Source organism: Rossellomorea aquimaris, from assembly GCF_020172085.1.
Classification (GTDB): Bacteria; Bacillota; Bacilli; order Bacillales; family Bacillaceae_B; genus Rossellomorea; species Rossellomorea aquimaris_E.
This window is the reverse complement of the sequence record NZ_JAIVAT010000008.1, coordinates 87,392-112,551: the sequence shown is the minus strand read 5'-3', so window position 1 is coordinate 112,551 and position 25,160 is coordinate 87,392. Positions and strand designations below refer to the sequence as shown.

Here is a 25,160-nt window from a genome sequence, read left to right as displayed (position 1 = left end):
AGTATGAGTTTAGATATTCTTTCAAGGAGTTAATATGAAACATTTACACGTTAGCCACAATGATAAATTTATAAATTCTTATATTGAACTAGTAAATAACAACTTTAATGAGAGTGAACATTTTTTTTTAATATTAGGTAAGGGAATGGGGGGGAGTGTTGTCACCAATAATAACACTATCCACGCAAAAGCACCTATATCTAGCCTTATGCATTTAATAAAGGCGCTGTATCGTAGTGAAAAAATTTATTTACATGGCTTGTTTATTCCACAAATAGTGGTTCTCTTATTCCTCCAACCATGGTTGTTAAGCAAATGTAATTGGGTAATTTGGGGCGGTGACCTTTATCAATATTGTAATGAGAAAAAAACTCTTAAAGCAAAGCTTTATGAAAAAATGCGTAGTTTCACAATTCGGAATATTAGTGGGCTAATTACTCATATTAAAGGAGATTATGAGCTAGCAAAATCTTGGTACAATGCTAAAGGAGATCATTATTACACCTTTTTATATCCAAGTAATTTGTACAAAAAATATGATATATCAAAGATTAGTAAGAATTCAGAAAAGACTTATATTCAAATTGGAAATTCTGCTGATCCAACAAATAATCATATTGAAATTTTTAATGAACTGAAGGAAGTAAAAGGGTTAAAAAATAAAAATTTTGAGATTATTTGTCCACTATCTTATGGTAATAAAGAATATGCAAATACTGTACTTGAAAAAGGAAAAGAACTTTTTGGGGATAAGTTTAAACCATTAATGGAGTTTGTTCCTTTTGAAAATTACCTAGATATCTTAGCGAAGATTGACATCGCTATTTTTAATCATCAGAGACAGCAGGCTGTTGGGAATATTACAACTTTATTAAGTCTTGAGAAGAAGGTTTATATAAGAGATGATATTACGACTTGGAGTTTTTGTGAAGAACATGGACTTAAGGTCTATAGTATTAATGAAGAATTCCAAAATTTATTCGAACCTATTCCTGCAAGCGTTAAGTTAATCAATAAAAATAAAATGATAGAGCAATTCTCATTTGAGAAGTTAGTTAATGATTGGAAGATTATTTTTGAAAGGGAATGAACATTAATGAAGCTTGCATTTTACCTAATGAATTCAAAAGGTTATCAAACACTTAAAGGCTTTCTTAATAACTATGGTGCTGATTCAATTGAATATATTGTGACCGCGAAAGATAAAAATGTGGGGAAGGATTACTACTTAGAAATAAACGAAATCTGCAAATCTTATAATGTTACTATATATAATCGGAAAGATGAATTGCCCAAATTCAATGGTTACAAATTGGCTGTTGGTTGGAGATGGTTAATTCAAGACACATCAAATTTAATTGTGATGCACGATTCTCTACTTCCAAAATACAGAGGCTTCTCTCCTCTAGTAAATATGCTAATCAACGGAGAAAAAGAGATTGGTGTAACTGCATTGTTTGCTTCAAAAAATTACGATGAAGGTAATATAATTATGCAGAAAAAAGTCTCAATAAGTTATCCAATCAAGATTCAAGATGCCATTATGAAAGTTTCATACTTGTATATTGATTTAGTTATTTCCATTTATGAACTATTAATTAATAATAATAAACTAATATCCATTCCACAAGATCACAATCAAGCAACTTATAGTTTATGGAGAGATGAAGAAGATTATATGCTTGATTGGACAAAATCTTCTTCAACTTTAAAGAGAACTATAGATGCAGTATCATTTCCATTCTCTGGAGCAAAAGCTTATTTGAATAATAAAATAATTTCAATAGTTGATGCAGTAGAGGTTGAAGATGTGGTAATTGAGAATAGGGATATTGGTAAGGTATTATTTATTTCTAATGGTCATCCAGTTGTAGTGTGTGGAAAGGGATTATTAAAGATAATAGAAGCGTATGATAGCAATAAAAAAAGTGTATTACCATTAAAGAATTTCAGAAGTAGATTTGAAAAGGAGAAAAAGCAATGATTCCATTTAATAAACCTCCTGTTACTGGAAAAGAAGTTAATTACATAAAACAGGCTGTAGAATTTCAAAAGTTGAGTGGTGATGGTGTATTTACAAAACATTGTCATAATTGGTTTGAAACAAACTTTGACACACCGAAAGCACTCTTGATGACTTCATGTACCCATGCTTTAGAGTTAGCTGCAATATTAATAGACATACAACCTGGTGATGAAGTAATCGCACCTTCATATACGTTTGTTTCAACAGTAAACGCCTTTGTTCTTCGTGGTGCAAAAATAGTCTTTGTTGATATACGTCCAGATACTTTGAATATTGATGAAAGTTTGATAGAAGCAGCAATAACTGATAAAACTAAGGCCATTATTCCTGTTCATTATGCAGGGGTCGCATGTGAAATGGACACTATTATGTCAATTGCTAAGCGTCATAACCTATACGTTATTGAAGATGCTGCACAAGGGGTAATGGCTACTTATAAAGGGAAAGCGCTTGGAACAATTGGTGATTTTGGTTGCTTTAGTTTTCATGAAACCAAGAATTATACGATGGGGGAGGGGGGGGCACTCCTAGTACAAAATGAGAATTTTCAAGAAAGAGCAGAAATCTCTCGAGAAAAAGGAACAAACCGTAGCAAGTTTCTTAGAGGGCAGGTGGATAAATATACTTGGGTAGATGTAGGAAGCTCTTACCTTCCAAGTGAATTGAATGCGGCTTATTTGTATGCTCAATTGGAGGAAGCTGAAAAAATTAATATTAATCGATTGGAAATATGGGAGTATTATTATGAAGGATTGAAAGGATTAAGTGATATTGGTTGGATAGAACTTCCTACTGTGCCAAAAGACTGTAAACACAATGCACACATGTTTTATATTAAATGTCGGGACATAAAAGAAAGAACTGCTTTAATAGAATTTTTAAAAGAAAATGGAGTACAAACAACGTTCCATTATATTCCTCTTCATTCGTCGAATGCGGGTATGAAATTTGGTTATTTTTCAGGTGAGGATCATTTCACTACTAAGGAAAGTGAACGCTTATTGCGATTACCTATGTTTTACGGCTTGGAAAACCAAGAAATATCTAAAATTATTAAACTAATAAATAGATTTTATGTATAAAAATGAATATTAAAAATAGACTGCTTAAAAAATTTATGTCTTTTTCTTACGGAAGTGTTATTGGGGCAGGAATAGCTTTTATTACAACGATGTTTATTACTCGAATCTTGCCACCTGAAGAATTTGGTAAAGCTTCTATGTTTACTCTATTTGTAAGCATTGCAATGATTATAGCTGTTTTTGGAACGGATCAAGCATTTGTTCGCTTCTTCTATGAAGAAAAAGAGGAAAAGCGGGGAGCGCTACTATACAACTGTCTTAATGTAGCGGTACTAATATTACTCCCAGTATTAGTGATTATTGTATTAGTTAGAGTTAAACTTTTGGATTTTTTATTTTCTGAATATAGCATAACAACCTTTTGGGTATTATTAGTGGCAGTTTGCGTTCAAGTACTATACCGATTTGCTACACTAGTGATTCGGATGCAACAAAAAGGTAATTTATACTCAGTCCTAGAGATACTAAACAAGTCGTTTATTTTTCTTGGGGTATTGATTTTTTTTCCGTTATTTGGAAGCACGTATAAAATTTTAATTTATTCCATGGTAGCTACTTTTTTTCTTCTTGTAGCTTTTCTCATTTTTTCTCAGAAAAATTATTGGAGCATCCGTAACCTTGGAGATAATTCAGCAATGCATTCAAAGCGTGATATTCTTAATTACAGCTATCCGTTAGTATTTAATACTGCCCTAATGTGGATTTTTGAAGGGTTTGATAAATTTGCAATCCGTAAGTGGACTGACTTCAATGAATTAGGATTATACGCTGCAGCTTTTAAGATAATTGGAGTTCTTGCAATTATGAAAGCTGCCTTTACAACTTTCTGGACTCCAGTTGCCTATGAAATGTATCATAAAAATCCTTCAAATACTTCATTTTTTTCACGTGTCTCTAAGGTTGTGACTCTAATGATGCTGTTAGTCGCAATTGTGGTTATTATGTTGAAGGATATCATTATTATGTTACTAGGTGAGGGGTATGAAGAGTCAAGTTTAATGCTTTCATTTTTAGTATTTATCCCAATTATGTATACCATTTCAGAAACTACAGTGATTGGTATAAATTTTTATAAGAAAGTAAAATGGCATGTTTTAATTGCAAGTATCGTTTGTTTAGTAAATATAATAAGTAATTGGTGGCTAGTTCCTTTATATGGAGGGATTGGAGCATCTGTATCTACAGGTATCTCTTATATTTTATTTTTTACTCTCAGGACTTTAATTTCTCTGTATTATTATAAAGTGGATTATGGATTGAAAAAAGTTTATGCCTGTACGGCAGTGTTAGTGGCCTATGCAAGCTACACATTATTTACTTATCAACCATTAAACGAGAAGACAGTAGGTTTAGTAGCTATCATATTAATAACTTTAATTTATTCAAGTGATATAAAACAAATTCTTAAATTACGTAATGAGGTGGAATAATGAAAGGAATTATATTAGCTGGGGGATCTGGCACACGTCTTTACCCACTGACCAAAGCGGTTTCAAAACAAATACTGCCGATTTATGATAAGCCAATGATCTACTACCCTTTATCAGTACTAATGTTAGCAGGAATTAAAGAAGTTTTAATAATTTCAACACCAAGAGATGTAGAAATGTTTGAAGACTTACTAGGTGATGGCAGTGACATCGGGATGTCCTTTAATTATATCGTGCAGGAAGAACCGAATGGTTTAGCTGAAGCATTCATAATTGGAGAAGACTTTATCGGAAATTCTCCTGTTGCACTTGTCTTAGGAGATAATATATTTTATGGCTCTAACTTTGGGAATCGCCTTATGGATGTTGCAAAGTTAGAAGAAGGAGCTACAATTTTTGGTTGCTTTGTTAAAGATCCAAGAGCCTATGGCGTAGTTGAAGTCGACGAGAATTCTAAAGCGCTATCAATCGAAGAAAAACCTGAGAAACCAAAGTCTTCTTATGCGGTACCAGGCTTATATTTCTTTGATAATAATGTAGTCAGTGTTGCGAAAAAAGTAATACCATCCGCTAGAGGGGAAAAAGAAATTACTTCTGTTATAAATTATTATTTAGAAAAAGATACCTTAAACGTTGAGCTGGCAGGTAGAGGATTAGCGTGGCTAGATACGGGAACTCATGAATCTCTTCTTGAGGCATCAAATTTTGTAGAGGCGGTTCAAAAACGCCAAGGCCTTTATATTGCATGTATAGAAGAGATTGCTTACAGGAAAGGATATATTGATCATAATCAGTTAAATAAACTTGCGGAGCCATTACTTAAAACGGAGTACGGACAATATTTAAAAGAAATAGCAAGTTCCGCAGAAATTAAAAAAGAGGTGAAAGTAAATTCATGAATATTTTAGTTACAGGCGGAGCTGGTTTTATAGGTTCAAATTTTGTTAGACATATGCTTAGTAATTATGATTACAACATAATTAATTTAGATTTACTAACATATGCTGGGAATTTAAAGAACTTAGCTGATATTGAGAATAATAAAAAGTATCGCTTTGTTAAGGGTGATATCGGTGATAGAGAGCTAATAGATAAACTCTTTAAGTCTTATGACATACAGGTAGTCATTAACTTTGCAGCTGAGTCGCATGTGGATCGTAGTATTACTGATCCAGGGATATTTATGAAAACTAATGCCTTAAACACTCAAGTTTTATTGGATGTATCCAAAAAACACTGGAAAGTTGAACCTGACAATAAATATAGTCGTGAGTTTAAGAATGGAACCAAGTTTATTCAGGTATCTACCGATGAAGTTTATGGATCGTTAGGGAAAGAAGGTTATTTTACAGAAGTTACTCCTCTTGCCCCAAACAGTCCTTATTCTGCTTCGAAAGCATCAGCAGATATGATTGTACGTGCTTATCATGAAACATATGGACTTCCAACTAATATTACTAGATGTTCAAATAATTATGGGCCATTCCAATTTCCAGAGAAGCTAATACCTTTGATGATTAATAATGCTATTAGCGGAAATGACCTTCCAGTATATGGAGATGGCAAACAGGTACGAGATTGGCTACATGTGGAAGATCACTGCAGAGCGATTGATATAGTATTACACAAAGGTGAAGTTGGGGATATATACAATATAGGTGGTAACAATGAAAAAGAAAATATTGAGATTGTTAAGTTGATATTAACTGCTTTAAGAAAAGATAAAGCATTGATTAAACATGTTCAAGATCGTCTAGGACATGATAGAAGGTATGCAATTGATAATAGTAAAATAACTAGGGAATTAGGGTGGGCACCAAAATATACTTTTGAAGAAGGAATTAAACAAACCATTCATTGGTATTTAGAAAACGTTGACTGGATGAATGCGATTCTGACAGGAGATTATGTTAAATACAATAATCAAATGTATCAACAATCTTAATAAATGTGAAATTAATCCAATATTGAATTGGAAAAGGTGTTTAATCTAAATGGATTTTGGAGAGGTTTTAATTGAAAATTACAATTGCAGGTACTGGCTATGTAGGGTTATCCAATGCAGTATTGTTAGCCCAACAAAACGAAGTTATTGCATTGGATATTATCCAAGAAAAAGTAGACTTGATAAATAATAAAAAATCTCCTATCAGTGATTCTGAGATTGAAGAGTTTTTGGCTACAAAAAAGCTAAACCTAACTGCGACTACAAATAAAGACATAGCATATAAGGATGCAGAATTTATAATAATATCTACTCCTACAAATTATGACCCAGAAAAAAACTATTTTGATACCAAGTCTGTAGAAGAAGTTATATCGGATGTTCTGTCGAGAAACACAAATGCAGTTATGGTAATAAAATCAACAATTCCAGTTGGTTATACACAAGAAATCAAAGAGAAGTTTCAAACAGACAAAATTATTTTCTCTCCAGAATTCTTAAGAGAAGGAAATGCTTTATATGATAATTTGTTTCCATCACGCATTATCGTCGGTGAGCAATCAGAAAGAGCAAAAGAATTTGCAAATCTATTGTTAAATGGGGCAATTAAAAAAGATGTTGAAGTTTTATATACCGATTCAACCGAAGCAGAAGCTATCAAGTTATTTTCTAATACATATCTTGCAATGAGAGTAGCATTTATTAATGAGCTAGATTCATATGCAGAGGTACGGGGATTAAACACAAAGCAGATTATCGATGGGGTCAGTTTGGATCCACGTATTGGTAATCATTATAATAATCCTTCATTCGGTTATGGTGGATACTGTCTACCTAAAGACACTAAGCAGCTTTTAGCAAATTACGAAGATGTGCCCAATAATATTATGCAGGCAATAGTAGATGCTAATAGAACTAGGAAAGATCACATTGCCGATATGATTATTAAAAAAAATCCAAAGGTTGTAGGGATTTATAGGTTGACTATGAAAATGGATTCAGATAATTTTAGACAATCAGCCATTCAAGGGGTAATGAAGCGTTTGAAAGCAAAAGGAATAGAAGTAGTAATTTATGAACCCGCGCTGCCGGAGAGGGAATTTTTTAACTCACGAGTAATGAACGACTTTTATGAGTTTAAGCATATTTCAGATGTAATAATGGCGAATAGACTAACTGAAGATTTATATGAAGTAAAGGAAAAGGTTTATACAAGGGATATATTTAGTAGAGATTAGTAGGTTAGAAGCTTGCAGTTGATATAGATTGCAAGCTTCTTTAAATGGGTCTTACATTACTAATAAGCTTGATAAGATAAAGTATTCAAAAAGGATGTTTTAATTGATAGATAAAATTTTGTTAAATGGAAAAGATATTTCAAGTGATATAAAAAAAGATCTACAAGGTAAAATTTCTAATTTATACAAGAATAATATTATTCCTTGTTTAGCTACAATACTAGTAGGTAATGATGCTTCATCTGAGACATATGTAAGGATGAAGGGGAAAGCATGTGAAAAAATAGGTATAAAATCTAAAAAAATTCACCTTCCAGAAAACATCACTACACGGGATTTAACAGACTTAATAGGTAAACTTAACAATGACTCAAATGTACATGGGATACTTTTGCAACACCCAGTACCAAGTCACATTGATGAAAGAATTACCTTTGATACAATTAATATAGAAAAGGACGTAGATGGAGTTACCAGTTGGGGATATGGAAGAACAGCCTTAAATTTGGATGCCTACCCATCATGTACTCCGGCGGGCATAATGAAAATATTAGATACTTATAACATTAAAGTAGAAGGTAAGCACGCTGCAGTTGTTGGGAGAAGTCCTATTTTAGGTAAGCCAGTCTCTAACCTATTATTAAATAAGAATGCCACAGTTACCATTTGTCATTCATACACAGAAAATATTGATAAGATTTTAAAGCAGGCAGATATTATCATAGCTGCAGTTGGAAAACCAAAGTTTATTAAGGGTGAGTGGTTAAAGACAGGTGCAATTGTTATTGATGCAGGTTATAACAAAGGAAATGTAGGAGATGTAGACTTTGAATCTTGTGATGGGATTGTAAAAGCCATTACTCCTGTTCCTGGTGGAGTGGGACCTGTAACTATTGCAATGTTACTTAAACATACAGTTGAGGCGGCAGAAAAGCAATCTCTTAATCTTTTTAATAGATAAAACATGAAAAATTTGAAGGTGAAATGATTGAATAAGTTAAAACAACAAGATCCGGAAATTTATGAAGCGATTCAAGATGAGTTAGAGCGTCAACGAACAAAGATTGAGTTAATTGCGTCTGAAAACTTTGTCAGTGAAGCCGTAATGGAAGCACAAGGTTCCGTCCTTACAAACAAGTATGCAGAAGGATACCCTGATCGTCGCTATTATGGTGGCTGTGAGCATGTAGACGTAGCCGAGAATTTGGCCCGCGACCGTGCGAAAGAACTTTTTGGAGCGGAACATGTCAACGTTCAGCCTCACTCAGGAGCACAGGCGAATATGGCAGTCTACTTCACCATCCTTGATCAGGGCGACACGGTTCTTGGTATGAACTTATCTCATGGGGGACATTTGACTCACGGAAGTGCGGTCAACTTCAGTGGAATTCAATATAACTTCGTAGAGTACGGTGTGGACGAAGAGAAGCACCTGATCAATTTCGAAGATGTTAGACAAAAAGCGTTAGAGTACAAACCGAAGCTGATCGTAGCGGGAGCAAGTGCCTACCCAAGAGCGATCGAATTTGCGAAATTCCGTGAAATCGCAGACGAAGTGGGAGCATACCTAATGGTTGACATGGCTCACATCGCTGGTCTCGTAGCGGCTGGACTTCATCAGAATCCGGTTCCTTACGCAGATTTCGTTACAACAACCACTCACAAAACATTACGCGGACCTCGCGGCGGCATGATCCTTTGTAAAGAAGAATTTGCGAAGAAAATAGACAAGTCTATTTTCCCTGGTATCCAGGGCGGACCGCTTATGCACGTCATCTCTGCCAAAGCTGTGGCTTTCGGTGAAGCACTGCAGGACTCCTTCAAAGAGTACGCGCAGAACATCATCGACAATGCGAAGCGTTTAGGAGAAGGTCTTGTGAAGGAAGGAATCGATCTAGTATCAGGCGGTTCTGATAACCACCTATTATTGATCGACACTCGTTCCCTGGGCTTGACAGGAAAAGTGGCGGAGAAAGTCCTTGATGAAATCGGGATCACCGTTAATAAAAATACGATTCCGTTCGATCCGGAAAGCCCATTCGTTACAAGTGGTGTCCGTATCGGGACAGCGGCTGTGACATCAAGAGGTTTCGGATTTGAAGATATGGACGAAATTGCTTCGATCATGGCGTTGACTCTTAAGAACCATGAAGATGAAGCGAAATTGGAAGAAGCATGCAAGCGCGTCATCGACCTGACAAGCAAATTTGAGTTATATTTTGAAAGATAATATAGTAGAACCTCTTATATTCAGGGCCGCCTGGGAGTTAAACTAACGTTTGCTTGAAGGGTAGAAATGTTGAAATGGAAGGGCATGAAAAGATAAACGTTTGTTTAGGAAATTAATGTATGCGGGTGGGGACGGTTCTCTTTTTGAATAACTAACTAATGGTATTTAAAAGGGTAGAGAGAGAATTGTCCCCATTCTACCCTAGGAAGGAGAAGAATGTCCCCCTGCTTCTTTAACCAATCTCTACCCACTCTTGTGTCTGAAGTTGAGTGAGCGTTCCTCTTCTCTCATCGGTTCTTTCCTCCAAATCTTCCAATGTCACTTCATCTGGCATTGAACGTCTGTTTAATGTGCCGAAGCGTTTCTTATTATATAAGCCCCACCCGTAGGACAGGGTGGTGATAAACATGATGAAGATTGCCGTTAAAGGCAGCGCAAATTGCAGGAATGCACGATTGTTGATGACAATGATGAAGTCGAACATGGATGTGAAAAGAACCCCGATGAAGGTAAAAATGATTAACCACATAACGCCACTGATCAAGTGCTCGAATACCCTCTTTTTCTTCTCTTTTTTTCGTTTCATTTTCATACCTCTTTCCCTCGATCAGGACTATCCCAAGTGGCATATTCCGTTTTATTTGTGGTAAGAATCTTTACGGCTTTCGGGATCGCTGGAATCAATGCTAAGACGCTTATCATCCAATACACCATCGGATACCATCCTGCCCACCAAATGTATTTGACGAGATTGTCTTCGTATTGCCTGTCGATGAATATGGCGACGGTCAGCTGAATTAGCGAGATGAAGGCAATATAGGCGCCATAAAGAAGCATGGAAGGGGAAAAGTCAAAGAATACTAGATACATAAGATAGAACATCCAGGATATAGACCAGAGGATGCTGAGGGTTTGTTCGATATAAACAGGATATAATCTTCTTTGTCTGTAGTCCTTAAAGATTGCGCGATGGCGCAGGAGCACTTCGATTCCGCCTTGCGCCCATCTGATTCTTTGTTGTAATAATCCCTTTACGGTTTCAGGCACGAGCATCCAGCAGAGGGCCCTCGGTTCATAACGTACATCCCAGAACCGTTCCTGGAGTTTCCAGGTGATGCCGATATCATCCGTGATGAGATCTTTGTCCCAGAAGCCGACGTCCAGAAGGGCTTGCTTCCGAAAGGCTGCAAATACGCCTGAAACGGTCATCATTTTGCCTAATATGCGTTGCGAACGTTTAATTAATCCGATGATGGAGGAATACTCCACTACTTGGATCTTTCCCAATAAAGTGCGTCTGTTACGGACACGGGGGTTGCCGGTAACAGCTCCGACCCGTTCACTCTTTCCAGGGGTTGTAAAGTGAGGGACCATATAGCGTAACGCATCTTTATCCAATAGTGCATCACTATCCATCGTCACGACAATTTCACCTTTCGAGGCGATGGTCCCGTAGTATAGGGCGTTGGCTTTCCCTTTGTTTTCACGGATGTTGATGACCTTAAGCCGGTCGATGGAGCGGGATAACCGGGCTAATATTTCCCGCGTTGTATCTGTACTGCCGTCATTGATGACAATGATTTCATAATGCTGGTAATAAAGAGTATCTAAATTCCGTACCGTCTCCTCGATATGAGCGCCTTCATTGTAAGAGGGCAGGAGGATGGAGACGAAAGGGAGTTCTTCTAGGTTATTATCTGCTTCCAGTGGACTTCGCTCTCTTCTGGCGTAGAAAAGGAGACTTGATATGATCCAAACCAGGCTCATGAATAGCGGGTACATGAAGAGAAAGCCGCCAATGGAGTGCATTGTCGTATTGATCAACTTCCTGACCTCCTTCTTGTTGCGATGATTCTCTAGTGTGCAGAGGGTACATAAATGGTCGGAAATATGTGAAGTGAAAAACAGGTTTAACCTGATTGAATCATAGAAAGGAGACGAATAAAAGTCATCGAGCCGTCTTTTGTTCGTACTTGACAGAAATGTTATTGGAGGAATTGGAATAATATGCAGGGGGGCGGATCTCTTGATTCCTTTCTTGAGACTTTACAAGTTTGTGGACTCAGAAGAAACGCCCTATTGTCCCTTCTGTTTCATTCATACATATGGAATATTAATCATGATAACCAAGTGTCCCTTCTTTCCACTTAAAGGAACGGGATGAATCCAATGAATTATGAGGAGGCTTCCATAAATCACCACACGGAGACAGGTTCACTGTCCTTATTTCTGTTTACCAAAAGAAGTAAAATAGAGTGATTAAGAAAAGCACCCTTACTACCGATACAAAGACTAAGATGGAATGTAATGGATCAGTGGACGCGGAGGGGATAATCATAGGTATTAAAATGATTTACCTTATCAAAAGGGAAGTGTTTTATTCGTGATTGTCCTAACTTTACTAGGGGTACTCTTCTTTATTAGTTCCGTGATGGTTGCTACTTCGACGAAAAATTCAGCAGCCTGACCATCCAACTGAAATTCATCCTGAAAGAGTCAAAAGAATGAAAAAGAAATTTATTAATACGTGTTGTTTCATCATGATTTTATGTGTTGGCATTAATTTTCTATATGAAGATTCTGCTATAGCTGGTATTGCTTTTGTGCTTGGCTTCTTCACTCAGGTTGCCCTCGCCATCGGTTTGATTGTTGAAGAGGAATAGAAAATGGTATAGAGTCATGCAGGTTCGATTTGTTTGGCTATTTCCTCAATCTTTGGTGTGAGAAAGGAAACGTAAGGTTCATCTTTCCGAATTTCAAACATATGCAGGGCATGTCGAAAGTAAGGCAGCGCTAGAGCATAATCCTTTTTCAACTCGAAATTGTAGCCGATTTGATAATGAAGCTCACCGAGTCCCCAAAGAAGCTCTTCTTCAAAGCACCATTTAATGGCTTTGAGACAGTAGTCTGTCGACTCTTCAAGTTCTCCTAAACGTGTCAGAACTCTGGCTGTACTATAAAAAATTTTGGTCTTGATTGATTTATCCTGCAGATGTCCGGTTGTATTCATGGCGGCTATCACTTTTTTATAGTAAGGGAGTGCCTCTTCATATTGCTGCATAGAGTAGAGAATGGCACCATTGCTTGAAAGGATTTCCATTTCTCTTTCGGACATGGCCTTTTTCTGATTGGCGGTCAGTTGGTAGGCCTGATCGAAGAGGGAAAAGGCGGCCTCGGCATCCTGCTTTACCTCAAACTGATAGATTCCTTTATGCCAATAAAGTAGCTGGAGATGGTCATTGTCTTTATAAAAGAGGGGATTTTTCTCTTCTAGCCTGACTAAATCCATCATCTCTTCATATTTTCGATACACTCTTAAATACCTCAGTTGTTTCTCCACTTCCATGATGTAATCCAGACGAGGGGTGGTCCCGATTTCAAAGAAATAGTTTACGTCCACTCCCAGTTTGACCGAGATTTGGTATAAAGCAGTGGCACTTGGATAGATGTCCCCTTTTTCAATCCGGCTGATAAGCGCCTGGGTACAGATTCCTTCTGCCAGATCTCCTTGCGTGATTCCAACAGCCTTCCTCAATTCTCTGATTTTTGTTCCGATTACTGAATAGTCCATGGGGTCACCTCCTGAGTATTTTTATATTTTAACAGAAATATATAGGTAGGGGGCAGCCCGTTCTTGCTAAAACTAGTTTATTAAATGGGACATTGAACCTGTCCAAAAATGAAAGAGACGAGGGAGAAATCATCCCCTCGTCGCTCTTATGTTTAATGACTGATTATCTCCCAAGCCATCCTCCATCAACAACGGCTAAATGACCATGCACATAATTCGAAGCATCCGAAGCTAAGTAGACGACGGTTCCCTTGAAATCATCGGGTTCTCCCCAGCGGTCTGCTGGAATTCGATCAAGAATCTGTTTACTTCTTATCGGGTCGTCGATTAAGGCTGTATTCATGTCTGTAGCGATATATCCTGGGACAATCGCGTTCACATTCACACCTTCTTTTGCCCATTCATTGGAGAGTGCTTTCGTGAGCTGTGCCACACCTCCTTTTGCTGCCGCATACGCCGGAACGGTCAATCCTCCTTGATAAGAAAGAAGAGAAGCCGTGTTAATAATTTTCCCTTTTCCTTGGGCAACCATGTGCCGTCCTGCTTCCTGACATAATAACCAGACCATTTTCAGATTAATATTTAGAACATCATCCCAGTCAGATTCAGGGAAATCAACAGAAGGCGATCGACGTTGAATACCTGCATTGTTTACTAAAATATCAATCGTTCCAAACGTCGAAATCACATTGGGAATGGCTGCTTTGACCTCTTCTACCTTTTCAAGGTCACAAGCAATAATGGAGCATTTTCGACCAAGCTGTTCGATTTCTTCTTTCACTTCAGTATGCTCCGGATTCCTTTGAAGTAAGAAAATATCTGCTCCTGCTTCTGCCAGGGCCATCGCCATTGAACGTCCAATCCCACGCGTAGCTCCCGTTATAGCTGCGACTTTTCCGGTTAAATCAAATAAGCTCTTAGACATATTGAAATCTCCTTCTCTATCTTTTTAATATTCATCGATTAAATTAACATAAGTGTCACGAAAGATTGGAATAGCTTGATTAGTAATAGTGCAACACCAAGCAAAAGATCGAATAGTTAACCGGGGGTGGCCGGCCTTACCTCTTCCATGAATATGAGGGAAGAGAATTTCCAAATTATATCAATCGAGGATGTTAGTCCGAACATTCACCTCGGAGACCTTTGTCTACTTTCATCATACTACAAACCACGAGTGTGTTTCGCCCTTGTCAAATCTCTATCCTACATCTTTTCCATAGAGAGGGCCCCTTGATATGTGCATACTAAAGAGGTCGAATACTGTTTACTATATCCTCCTGAAATTTATCTATTTTATTAAACCTTCCCGGATTTGGCTTTTGTAGCAACGTATCCTGGAGCAACCCTTCATATAAAGGAGAAGAGTATTTCTCTTTATTATATAAGTCGGTTACGCTTTTATTTTCTGCAATAAGAATGTTGACTTTGACTAAACCACCTAGTTGATTTTCAAACTCGAAAGCCATTTGTAAGTGAGAAGGAGTATCCTTTTCCAGAATATCATGTAAAAAGATGGTGATTCTTTTCCTTGCTGTCAATGCCTGGTTCATCAGTAATTCCCAGCTTTCACCTTCATACCCCTCTTGTATCAACTGAAGTAAATACGTCGTTCTTGCCTCGTTATACAAAATGAAACCTTCCCACATGATATCTTTTTCACTAACATCCATCGCTTTGTGAAAACATGTCTTGGCCTCTTGCAGATAAATTTGGAAGAGTTCCCTGTCATCGTCAGAGAATAGTGAAATGTCTCGGTGAATTCTCTTCAGCCCCTCTATTGAGAAAACATCCAGATTATCTAAATGAATTGTTCTTCTTAGTACATGGTTAGCTTTCCTATAATAATAGAGTCCCAAATAGTTATAATATACGGTTTGAGTGACGGAGTTCTTCAACATGGTTCCTTTTACTTCTAAAAGGGTTGACTCGACAATGTCACGCTCGTATAAAAGCTTTTGATAATTGATAATGGCATGAATCAATTTAACGGTTTCTTCTATTAATATTAGATTTCCTGTGCTGATTGATATCAATGTGTTTTTACGTTTTTCGATTAATCTTAATAATTTGCTCATTCTATTGATATTCCTACTTCGATAGGCTTCGTCTTTAGAATTGAAGAGGTAAGGGAAGAATACAATGATATCGATGAAATACTGAAGACTAGAGGCAAGTTCGATGGCAGTCTTTGAATGTTTAGTAAACTTTCTTTCAAGATTTTTGAAGATTTCTTCTCCGACTTCATCAGGATCTTCCATATCATATTGCTTCAACAAACTAGTGAAAGACGTGACATAATTCTCGTTCTCGAGCACGTTTCCTTCCATTTGAGTTATGACATTGACGCTATCGATAGATAAGTACGTCTTCATAGCAAATATAAATGCAGAAAAAGATACAACCAAACTGCCAACAGTAGTCACGAATAAGACTAAATCTGCAGTATTTTTTATCGGATAAACTTTTAAACAAGCATAAACAGAAATTACTGCCACAATTGCGATTAAAATATAATGATATGGAAATCTGGATGTCTTCATCTATTCCACCCTTTCTTCACTGTTTTTCTATATTATACCATTATGGATTGCGTGCGAAGCCGGATTGGGCAGTAGTGGTTGTTTTAATGGTTAAGATACAAATAAATATTTCCAATTTCATTCCAAAGATATATATATAAGTAAAAAAATAGTATAATGTTTCATTGATAAACTATAGAAATACTAATTTTCAAAAAACAGAGGTTATATAAATGCCGAAGAAATCACATACCTTTTTGCAAAGTTCTACAACAATATTGCTTTCTATCATCATTATGATTGGGGCGGTGTATCTCCCTTTCTCACCGCATGAAAAATCTGTTACTGAAAACAATCAAGATTCTACTGATTTCATACTAATGAGAGAACGTTGGCTAAGAGGTATCATTGGGGATCGTACTCTTAATGTTAATGACCCGGACATACAGAAATATATTCAAAAGGTAACCAGCGATGCAGAATCCCTGTGGAAAACGCTGAATAAACATAAGGATAGAACATACCTGTGGGAACCCAGACCGTCTGATACCACATCAGCTGAGTACACAACTCAGTTTAACAATATTAGAACATTGGCTGTAGCTTTTGGATTAAAAGGGAGCTCTCTATATGAAAATGAAGAGCTGTATGAAGATATAGTCGATGCACTGGATTTTATGACCATTGATAAGAAATATGATGGATCATACTCAACAGGTAACTGGTGGAATTGGCAAATAGGATCAGCACAGCCATTTGTAGATATAGTAATGATTACTTCTGAGTATATGAGTGAAGACCAAGTTGACAAATATGTAAAGTGTATTAGTGGATATGCCAGTGATCCATCGGTAAGATGGGGCGGAGATAAAGCAACAGGGGCAAACCTTACTGATATAGGATTATCAGTGCTTGGTAGTGCCATTTTAACTAAGGATACAAAGAAGATGGAACTGGTGAAAGATAAACTACCCATCGTCATGAATGTTGTGACAAATGGTGATGGATTTTATGCGGACGGCTCATTTATTCAGCATGGGGCTGTAGCATATACAGGAAGTTATGGTAATGAACTGATAAAAGGAATCGGTAGGATCTTATCTATTACTGCCGGTACAAAATGGGAAATAAATGATCCATCCATTACTAATGTCTATCAAGCCATAGAGAGTGGTTTTTTGCCTTTTATGCACAACGGGAAAATGATGTCTATGATGAATGGCAGGAGTATTTCGAGGGCGCCTGGAACCAATCCATTTACAACGGAATTGGCTACAGGAAGAGAGACGATTGCCAATATCATGAGGATTGCAACGTTTGCACCTGCGAAGTATAAAAGCAAATATGAATCTGTTATAAAGAGTTGGTTGATTGACTCAAAAGAGTATCAGGAATTTTATGAAGAAGCAACGAGTTTAGAGGTAGTACAAAATGCTAAAGATATTATGAATAATCCGAGTATTTCATCTGCCATTCCTTCTTCAGGAATGAAAGTATATGGAGCAATGGACCGGGTACTTCAAGTAACACCAAATTATTCAGCCGGTATAAGCATGTATTCTTCCAGAACCTATAATTTTGAATCATTTAACACTGAAAATACTAGAGGGTGGCATACCGGGGATGGGATGTTTTATTTATATAATAATGATGAAACACAGTTTGGAGAAGGATATTGGCCAACTGTAGATTCTGTAAGATTACCTGGCACTACGGTAGACACAGTCGATCTGCCTCCCGGACAAACACAAGGAAAACCATCCCCCCAGTCATGGGTAGGTGGAGTGACCGACGGGGAATTTGGCGCAGTAGGTATGTACCTTGATAAATCGAATTTAGGTATACCTATGAATGTAAGGGCTAAAAAGTCATGGTTTATGTTAGACGGAGCGATAGTAGCGTTAGGGAGCTCTATTAGCGGCACCACTACAAGTTCTATCGAATCCATTATCGAAAATCGACTATTAAATAATGAAGGATCCAACCTGGTACTGGTCAATGGAAAAACTCAAGGCGGCGCACAAAAAGAAGTTGAACTAAGCCCAAATAGCTGGGTTCACCTCGAGGGAAATAAGAAAGGAACAGATATTGGCTACTACTTCCCCACTGAAACAACCATAAATCTTGAAAAAGAAACCCGTTCAGGGACTTATAAGGATATTAATGGATACTTTCAATCGGATGCAGTCTACAATAAATCATATTTCAAAATGTTGATAAACCATGGACAAGATGTTTCGAATCAAACCTATCAATATGTTTTGCTACCGGGAAAAACGGAGGAAGAAACAAAGGAATTCGCAAAGAAATCCCACATTAAGATAATTGAGAATTCAGATAAAGTACAAGCGGTAGAGGATACCCAAAATGCTGTAATGGTTATGAACGTCTGGAAGGAAGGGTTTACAACTGTGAACGGACTAACGGTTAGTCAACCATCATCTATCATGATGACGATTACAAATGGAAAATTGACAATCGCTGTAGCAGATCCGAAACAACAGAACACAAAAATAAATGTAAAAGTAGATCTTCCATATAGGGAAATCATTTCAAAAGACGATTCTATTGAAGTAGTTAATAAGAATGAAACAAGTAGCATTGAGTTTGTGGTAGATACAACGGGAGCAGCGGGAAGCTCAAGAATGATTTCATTTGATGTTTCGAAGAATTAAGAAAAAGTAAACGAAGGGGAACCTTTCAAAAACCTTTTAAAATTGATAATAAAGTCAAAAAGATCACCACCTTGTGAGTTAGTGGTGATCTTTTTGTATAGGATCTATTGGTTAGCTTTTTTTACAAGATTTACAAAAGTATCAATATTTTCGCTTAAAATATTTTTAAACTTGTAAACGTCACTTTCATATCTAATAACAATCTTTTTATTTAATAATCCTTTTTCAACTTTGATACTAGTGATTTTATCCTTCTCGAATTTCTGAGTTAATTCGTTTCCTGGAATACTATCAGCAATAAATACTAATTTCTCATTAGTCAGGACTAAAATACCGGGTCTTAATACTTGCCTATAAATAAAGACATCCATAGAACATTTAATATAAGAAATAATACTTTCATCTTGATCTAAAACCTTTGCAGTTACTAGTTTTTCTTTTAGTGTATTAGCCATTATCTTCACTCCAATATTTTGTAAATTCTAGTAGTTCATTTGCTTTGATTTTAACACAACCTATTTTGGTGTTCATTAAATATTCTTGAAAGAATAAATTTTAAGAATTTTACAGATTATTAGAGAATTTATCCTATTACATTAGAACTATAATTCCATATCATTCCATATGGAATTTTTTTATATTTGGTAGTTATTGTAGTATAGGAATCGCAGGTGAGATTCACCTAAAAAAAGATAGGGAGAGTGTTAAGTATGAAGGAATTAATGAAGGATTTATGTTTAGAGGAATTAGAAAGCGTTGAAGGTGGAGCAGGGTATACTACAAATGCAGTTGCTGGACCTCCAACAGGTGGCGGTAGCGGCGGTGGAATCGGATCTGCTCAATGTACCTATTTTTGGACACTTTGTTTCACTGGAGCAAGTGATACGTATGGATGTGGTAGCACATATCAAAACTGCAAATATTACGAAGATTATTGCTGATTGATTCATTATTAAAAAGAAATTTTGCCTTTTAGGCAAAATTTCTTTTTATATAAAAATTATAGAGTAAGGAAGTTGAAAGATGAATTATGTTCATACAGTTCAATTAGAGAAGAATGATTGTGGACTTGCCTGTGTATCCTCGATTCTAAAGTTTTACGGAAATAATAAAAGTCTAAGTTATATAAGAGATATGTATATATCAAAAGAAATTTATAACCTAAAAGATCTTATAAATCTATTAAATAAAATAGGTAATATAGAATGTAGAGCTGTCCAAATTAATAAAGAAAAGATACATGAAGTATTCCTGGAAATCAAGAGCCCTTGTATTGCTCATATTAAAACCGAAGAAGATGAAAATCATTACATAATAGTTTATAAAATAAAAAATAATAAAGTAGTTATCAGTGATCCTAGGAATAAAAAGATAACCTCAATAGATATAACAGAATTTAAAAAGGTATTTTCAGGTGTAATGTTGATTACAGATAACTCACAAATAATTGAAAACAAGGGAAATGAAAGTACAGGAAACCCTAATAAACTATTTATAGTGTCGTTACTTAAGTCCAACATGCTAATGATAAGTATTGTTTTTTTACTTTCACTCATATTTGTTGTATTAGCAGTGGTAAATTCCTTCTTTTTTAAAATAGTGACAGATTATATTATTCCCAAAAAATTAGATTCATTTTTATTAACAATCAGTCTTGTGTTCATGGGAATTGGGCTAATAAGAGGGATTACTGAATATTTTAGAACATGGTTTATTATTAAGGTGTCTAATAAAGTGAATGTCTTTCTTTCTAAAGAATATTTCAATAAAATTAGTCAATTACCTATTAAGTTTTTTGAAAATAGGAAAGATGGTGAAATAATATCCCGATTTCAAGATGCAGGGCATATAACTAACACTATCAGTACATCAGTAGTATCAGCTGTTTTGGATACGGTTATTATCTTTGGACTTGGATTTGTATTATTTAAAATTAATGTTCAATTATTCTTAGTCGTTTTATTGTTACTCATTACCCTATTGGTTTTGACAATGTTTTTTTATGAAATACTTAAAAAAAAGAACAGAGTAGTTATGGAACATCAGGCTAATACAAATTCATATTTGGTTCAGTTCATTAAGAATATGCCCACAATATTTGCTTTTAATAAAAATAAATATTTCGTTAAGTCGTTTGAAAATATTTATTCAAAACAGATTAGTGCAAACATTGAAGAAAGTAAAACAGTTAATTTAAATATTTCACTTAAAAATATTGTTCAGAGCTCTGCTTCTATTTTTATTATTTGGGTAGGATCTATACAGATCATTTCAGATTCAATGACATTAGGAGATTTACTATTTGTCAACTCTTTAGTGTTATTCCTAATGGGGTCACTTGAAGGATTAATCAGTCTACAATCCAGTATACAAAAAGCAAATATTGCCATGGAACGGTATTTTGATATCTTCCATTATCCAATTCAAGATGACAAAGGTGATGAACTAGCAGAAATTAGAGAAATAAAAATTAGTGATTTGAGTTATAGCTTTAATGATGAATCAAATGTTCTGGATCAAGTCAATTTCATTTTATCCAAGAATGAAAAAGTCTTATTTGTTGGTGAAAGTGGTTCAGGCAAAAGTACTTTAAGTAAGTTACTGTGTAAGTTTTATGAACCAAATGATAACGAAATTTATATAAATGGAATAGATATTAATCGTTATAGTAATGAAGAAATCAGAAAAAAGATTATTTATCTTAACGAAAATCCTTTTTTATTTAATGGCTCTATTTATGAGAATCTAATTATGGGGGAGAACTTTACTGAAAATGAAATTGATTATGCATGTGAAATGGCAAGAGTACATGACATAATCCATAGACTACCCAATAAGTTTAATTTCACACTTGCTGAAGGCGGAGTGAATTTATCAACTGGACAAAAGCAAAGATTATCATTAGCAAGAGCGATATTACACAGGCCAGAAGTTCTGATATTAGACGAATCATTAAGTAATGTAGATCCCGAAAATTTTCAAATAATTTATAATAATCTTTTGAATATGAATTGTTTAATTATCCTAATTACCCATAGTTTTGAAGAATTACTTAACTATGATAAGAAACTGAAGTTTGATGAAACGGGTAAAATTCATTTAATAGAATATGGAATACAGAAAGAAGAATTTATAGAGGTGATAGGAAGATGAAAAAGAAAATAGTTATTTCATTACTGGCTGCATTATCGATTGGGATTATATTCTTGATTGTGGACTCTAGCACCCTTGATAAACCCATGTACACCAATATTAATCTAGAAGAATATAAAAATAAATTAAATAATGAAGAAAACTTTCTTATTTACGTTTATAAAACTTCATGCCCAGTATGTCAAGAAACAAAACCCTTATTAAACGAAGTAATCGAGAAAGAGAAAGTTACTATATTAGCAATGAACTCAGAAGAAGAAGGAAATCTTGAAAAATCTTTTTTCGAAAAACAAAAATTAGAAAAGTCACCAACCATTATATTTTATAATAATGGCATAGAAGAAGATCGAATAGAAGGTTACCACTCTCAAAAAGAGATAAGTAGCTTTGTGACAAAGTATAAATCCAAAGCTGAAGGAGAGAGTTAGATGGTTCTACTTCATGACTTGGTCAATTTAGTGAGAAGAGACTTCCCAAGTTCAAAGCTCTCTGGAGACTTAGAGATGATTGAGAAAACGAATAATATATCTACTACTGAAGTCAATATGAATTTGAATGATATTCATATATATGTGACTCACTACGAAGTAGGTGAAGAACCTTCCGTCACCTGTGGGATACTTACATATAACGAGGAAAGAAGTATTTCCAGGTGTATTAAATCAATAGAAAATGAATTTGATGAAATTATAGTATTAGATTCATATTCGCAAGATGACACTAAACAAATAATTGAAAAGCATTTTACTAAAGTGAAATTAATACAAGCAGAATGGAATAATAATTTCTCTTATAGTAGAAATAAACTAATTGATATTTCAAATTCTGATTTTATCTTCTTTATAGATGCAGATAATTATCTAGACGAAAAGAGCAAATATAAAATAAAGAGAGTGGCGAAATTAGTAAGTTACTTGAATTTGAAATGTGTCATTAGCCCAATTATCATCGAACATAATGGCCATATCTATACAGATAATAGAAAAATGTTTTTGACCAATAATAGCATTTATTTTAAAGGGAAAGTACATGAAGAACCTTTCATTAATGGAGGGGTCGTTCCACTTAATATTACAGCAGATATAGTAATACATCATGATGGATATGATCCCCAATTTGTAAATCAGGATACGAAAAATAGTAGAAATATTGCCTTAACACAAGAAATGATCAATATTGAACCTGAATCTCCTAAATGGCATTATTTTTACGCCAGAGAACTCTTAAGGGAAAAAGGATCATTAGATAAAGTAGTCTATCATCTAAAAACATCTTTGGAATTATATAAGAAACAAGAAAACAAATATTTTAGGTATCAAGATGAAGCTTTGGTACTAATGTGTAAGGTTCTTTATAATGCAGGAAAAATAAAACAATTAATGGGTTATATAAATGAATTAGAAACATTAAATGAACATTGTATTGATGTTGACTACTTTCGAGGATTGATATTGCTTACAGATATTAGAAGAAGAGTAGAGTCGATAGTCTCCTCATTAAGAATTGAAGAGGTATCAAATAAGTTTAGCTATATTAATAGTCGAAATGAGCATATTCACATGCTGTTGGGGCAATTGTATAGCTATTTAGATAACTGGGAAATGGTAACCGAAAGCTATGAGAATGTTCATTCAAACCATCTTAAAGTGCAAATAATTTCTAATTTTAATCAAATATCCAAAAATATTAATAAATACCGGGAGAAAGTTTAATGTATATATTTATTAATTTAATTGTATCTAGTATTGCTGTATTTGGGAGTCTATATTTGAGTGAGGGGTTAGGGCTGGTACCTTGTAAATTATGTTGGTTTCAGAGAATATTAATGTACCCTTTACCTATATTAATACTTGTTGCAATAATCTTTAAAGATAGAAAGGTAAATATATATCTAATAATTCTTTCGACTATTGGAGGGGTTATAGCACTTTATCATGTGGTCATTCAGAAGCTTCACATTTCGCAAGGCTTTTGCAGTTTTGGAGCAACTGATTGTAGTACGGTGCTTATAAAAATAGGTGGAGTATTTACTATACCGATGCTTTCATTATTCGCTTTTGTCTTAATCATTGTGTTTAGTTTACTCGACCCAAAAAAAGAGACTAATTAAATTGAAAATGAAGTAGCTTAATACATCTTTCGCATTGAGGGTAGAGACAATGGATTCCTTGCCTCTTTTTTTAGTATCATGGTGGAATGGCTATTCCTAATTTGGAAAATTCACCCGATCTTTGACTTAGGGAAGCGACTTACCACACTCTCTCACCCTTTCCTAATTCGTCAATATAATAATTCAGTTTGCCAAATCTTTAGATTTTCTCTCGCCAGCAATGGACTTTCAGAACTTAGCTATCTTATAATAAATTTTATCCTCAGTGGTAATTAATACATGATCAAAAGAAGGCAAAAATAAATTATTAATACTCCATATTTTTCATTTTGACAGTTTTACCTTTTCATTTAGCTAGGGCATCTTAACAAAACAATACCATTTGGCTAACCCCCATATATTTTTAATCATTATTTGCCCCAATGGTAGCAGCTACAAAATAATAAAGTTATAGCTAAAGACAATTATATTGTTTTGATCAAAAAACTGAAGCTTCTAAGCTGAAAAAGTGATCCTCCTCGGGGGAAGCTGCATTGTCTGAGTCTGTAGAGAAATCTCTCATGAATATGGGGCTGGAAGTAGAAAGAATAGCTGGTTCCAACCGATTTGAAACAGCATCCAGGAATGCAGAACGATTGGATGGAACACCTGAAAAGGCGATACTTACTTACGGACTATAACTTCCCGGATGCTTTAGCTGTTGCTTCATATGCCGCATTAAAAGGGTATCCGATTCTATTGACGCAGAAAGATAAGCTTCTAACAGAAACAAAGGATGCCTTATCTGGAATACAAGAAGTGTATGTGATTGGTGGGAAGGCTGTCATTCAAAAATCAGTCACATCCCAATTACACCAGTTTACGAGAATCAGCGGATCAGCGTTACGAAACAGCCGTAAATATTATTGATAAATTACAAATGTAGACGGAAAGAATATATGTCGCTACAGAGGTGAATTTTGCAGACGCTCTCAGGTTCCGTTTTAGCTGCTAAACAACAAGCACCTATCCTTCTTGTAAAGCAGCATGAAATTCCTAAAGTGGTTGTAGAGTTTATTCATCAGAAACAAATGAGTGATTTCACGATACTTGGAGGAGAAAGTGCAGTAGGGAAAATATTTATTCAATAATCCTTAGATTATAAGTGGGAAATAAAACCTACTTTGATAAGTCTATAG

Annotated in this window: 25 protein-coding genes; 19 read left to right on the top strand and 6 right to left on the bottom strand. The window is 35.3% G+C overall.

What is annotated here, in order from left to right; translation table 11 throughout:
- The first annotated feature begins 34 nt into the window (after nt 1-34).
- From LCL96_RS18220 to glyA, 9 genes are all read left to right on the top strand, one after another.
- Nucleotides 35-1,090 carry a TDP-N-acetylfucosamine:lipid II N-acetylfucosaminyltransferase gene (locus tag LCL96_RS18220; RefSeq protein WP_224943782.1) on the top strand — a complete coding sequence of 352 codons (1,056 nt, stop codon included), beginning with the start codon at nt 35-37 and terminating at the stop codon, nt 1,088-1,090.
- 6 nt (nt 1,091-1,096) lie between these two features.
- Nucleotides 1,097-1,984 carry a methionyl-tRNA formyltransferase gene (locus LCL96_RS18215; protein WP_224943780.1) on the top strand — a complete coding sequence of 296 codons (888 nt, stop codon included), beginning with the start codon at nt 1,097-1,099 and terminating at the stop codon, nt 1,982-1,984.
- Complete coding sequence (gene rffA, locus LCL96_RS18210) at nt 1,981-3,108, top strand: dTDP-4-amino-4,6-dideoxygalactose transaminase (protein ID WP_224943778.1); 1,128 nt, start codon at nt 1,981-1,983, stop codon at nt 3,106-3,108. The genes LCL96_RS18215 and rffA overlap by 4 nt, the downstream gene beginning before the upstream one ends.
- A gap of 2 nt (nt 3,109-3,110) precedes the next feature.
- Nucleotides 3,111-4,538 carry a lipopolysaccharide biosynthesis protein gene (locus tag LCL96_RS18205; protein ID WP_224943776.1) on the top strand — a complete coding sequence of 476 codons (1,428 nt, stop codon included), beginning with the start codon at nt 3,111-3,113 and terminating at the stop codon, nt 4,536-4,538.
- On the top strand, nt 4,538-5,437 hold the full coding sequence (gene rfbA, locus LCL96_RS18200) for a glucose-1-phosphate thymidylyltransferase RfbA (RefSeq protein WP_224943775.1): 900 nt from the start codon (nt 4,538-4,540) through the stop codon (nt 5,435-5,437). Before LCL96_RS18205 ends, rfbA begins: the two co-directional genes overlap by 1 nt.
- The gene (gene rfbB / locus LCL96_RS18195) at nt 5,434-6,483 is read left to right on the top strand and encodes a dTDP-glucose 4,6-dehydratase (protein WP_224943773.1); all 1,050 of its coding nucleotides are present in this window, start codon (nt 5,434-5,436) and stop codon (nt 6,481-6,483) included. Before rfbA ends, rfbB begins: the two co-directional genes overlap by 4 nt.
- A gap of 71 nt (nt 6,484-6,554) precedes the next feature.
- A complete protein-coding gene (locus tag LCL96_RS18190; RefSeq protein WP_224943770.1) occupies nt 6,555-7,721 on the top strand; it encodes a nucleotide sugar dehydrogenase in 1,167 nt (388 codons plus the stop codon).
- A 103-nt stretch (nt 7,722-7,824) separates the two neighbouring features.
- Nucleotides 7,825-8,682, top strand: coding sequence for a bifunctional 5,10-methylenetetrahydrofolate dehydrogenase/5,10-methenyltetrahydrofolate cyclohydrolase (locus LCL96_RS18185; protein ID WP_224943767.1), 858 nt, complete (start codon nt 7,825-7,827; stop codon nt 8,680-8,682).
- Between the two features lie 27 nt (nt 8,683-8,709).
- Complete coding sequence (gene glyA / locus LCL96_RS18180; RefSeq protein ID WP_224943764.1) at nt 8,710-9,951, top strand: serine hydroxymethyltransferase; 1,242 nt, start codon at nt 8,710-8,712, stop codon at nt 9,949-9,951.
- Nucleotides 9,952-10,183: 232 nt separating this feature from the next.
- On the opposite strand, the gene LCL96_RS18175 is transcribed toward glyA, so the two are convergent.
- Nucleotides 10,184-10,537 (bottom strand): hypothetical protein, encoded by a 354-nt coding sequence (locus tag LCL96_RS18175; protein ID WP_224943761.1) that lies wholly within the window; start codon nt 10,535-10,537, stop codon nt 10,184-10,186.
- A 2-nt stretch (nt 10,538-10,539) separates the two neighbouring features.
- On the bottom strand, nt 10,540-11,775 hold the full coding sequence (gene pgaC, locus LCL96_RS18170; RefSeq protein ID WP_224943756.1) for a poly-beta-1,6-N-acetyl-D-glucosamine synthase: 1,236 nt from the start codon (nt 11,773-11,775) through the stop codon (nt 10,540-10,542).
- Nucleotides 11,776-12,455: 680 nt separating this feature from the next.
- Here pgaC and LCL96_RS18165 point away from each other — a divergent pair.
- Nucleotides 12,456-12,614: a hypothetical protein gene (locus LCL96_RS18165; protein ID WP_224943755.1), complete on the top strand. Its 159-nt coding sequence runs from the start codon at nt 12,456-12,458 to the stop codon at nt 12,612-12,614.
- A 14-nt stretch (nt 12,615-12,628) separates the two neighbouring features.
- Here LCL96_RS18165 and LCL96_RS18160 read toward each other — a convergent pair whose 3' ends face one another.
- The 3 genes from LCL96_RS18160 to LCL96_RS18150 all read right to left on the bottom strand — a co-directional run bounded on the left by LCL96_RS18160 (nt 12,629) and on the right by LCL96_RS18150 (nt 16,065).
- The gene (locus LCL96_RS18160; protein ID WP_224943754.1) at nt 12,629-13,522 is read right to left on the bottom strand and encodes a helix-turn-helix domain-containing protein; all 894 of its coding nucleotides are present in this window, start codon (nt 13,520-13,522) and stop codon (nt 12,629-12,631) included.
- Between the two features lie 163 nt (nt 13,523-13,685).
- On the bottom strand, nt 13,686-14,447 hold the full coding sequence (locus tag LCL96_RS18155) for an SDR family oxidoreductase (protein ID WP_224943753.1): 762 nt from the start codon (nt 14,445-14,447) through the stop codon (nt 13,686-13,688).
- 322 nt (nt 14,448-14,769) lie between these two features.
- Nucleotides 14,770-16,065: a hypothetical protein gene (locus tag LCL96_RS18150; RefSeq protein WP_224943752.1), complete on the bottom strand. Its 1,296-nt coding sequence runs from the start codon at nt 16,063-16,065 to the stop codon at nt 14,770-14,772.
- A 212-nt stretch (nt 16,066-16,277) separates the two neighbouring features.
- On the opposite strand from LCL96_RS18150, the gene LCL96_RS18145 reads away from it, so the two are divergent.
- On the top strand, nt 16,278-18,719 hold the full coding sequence (locus LCL96_RS18145; protein ID WP_224943751.1) for a polysaccharide lyase 8 family protein: 2,442 nt from the start codon (nt 16,278-16,280) through the stop codon (nt 18,717-18,719).
- Between the two features lie 104 nt (nt 18,720-18,823).
- Here LCL96_RS18145 and LCL96_RS18140 read toward each other — a convergent pair whose 3' ends face one another.
- On the bottom strand, nt 18,824-19,174 hold the full coding sequence (locus LCL96_RS18140; RefSeq protein WP_224943750.1) for a PH domain-containing protein: 351 nt from the start codon (nt 19,172-19,174) through the stop codon (nt 18,824-18,826).
- Between the two features lie 255 nt (nt 19,175-19,429).
- Between LCL96_RS18140 and sunA the strand changes: the two genes are divergently transcribed.
- The 8 genes from sunA to LCL96_RS18100 all read left to right on the top strand — a co-directional run bounded on the left by sunA (nt 19,430) and on the right by LCL96_RS18100 (nt 25,112).
- Nucleotides 19,430-19,660 (top strand): sublancin family glycopeptide, encoded by a 231-nt coding sequence (gene sunA / locus LCL96_RS18135; RefSeq protein ID WP_224943749.1) that lies wholly within the window; start codon nt 19,430-19,432, stop codon nt 19,658-19,660.
- An 82-nt stretch (nt 19,661-19,742) separates the two neighbouring features.
- Nucleotides 19,743-21,872 carry a peptidase domain-containing ABC transporter gene (locus tag LCL96_RS18130; RefSeq protein WP_224943748.1) on the top strand — a complete coding sequence of 710 codons (2,130 nt, stop codon included), beginning with the start codon at nt 19,743-19,745 and terminating at the stop codon, nt 21,870-21,872.
- Entirely contained in the window at nt 21,869-22,300 is a 432-nt protein-coding gene (locus tag LCL96_RS18125) for a thioredoxin family protein (RefSeq protein WP_224943746.1), read from the top strand. Before LCL96_RS18130 ends, LCL96_RS18125 begins: the two co-directional genes overlap by 4 nt.
- On the top strand, nt 22,301-23,584 hold the full coding sequence (locus LCL96_RS18120; protein ID WP_224943744.1) for a SunS family peptide S-glycosyltransferase: 1,284 nt from the start codon (nt 22,301-22,303) through the stop codon (nt 23,582-23,584).
- Complete coding sequence (locus LCL96_RS23730; RefSeq protein ID WP_224943740.1) at nt 23,584-23,982, top strand: disulfide bond formation protein B; 399 nt, start codon at nt 23,584-23,586, stop codon at nt 23,980-23,982. The genes LCL96_RS18120 and LCL96_RS23730 overlap by 1 nt, the downstream gene beginning before the upstream one ends.
- 533 nt (nt 23,983-24,515) lie before the next feature.
- Nucleotides 24,516-24,662 (top strand): cell wall-binding repeat-containing protein, encoded by a 147-nt coding sequence (locus LCL96_RS18110; protein ID WP_224943737.1) that lies wholly within the window; start codon nt 24,516-24,518, stop codon nt 24,660-24,662.
- A complete protein-coding gene (locus LCL96_RS18105) occupies nt 24,622-24,891 on the top strand; it encodes a cell wall-binding repeat-containing protein (RefSeq protein WP_224943735.1) in 270 nt (89 codons plus the stop codon). Before LCL96_RS18110 ends, LCL96_RS18105 begins: the two co-directional genes overlap by 41 nt.
- 50 nt (nt 24,892-24,941) lie before the next feature.
- A complete protein-coding gene (locus tag LCL96_RS18100) occupies nt 24,942-25,112 on the top strand; it encodes a cell wall-binding repeat-containing protein (protein ID WP_224943732.1) in 171 nt (56 codons plus the stop codon).
- Nucleotides 25,113-25,160 lie beyond the last annotated feature (48 nt).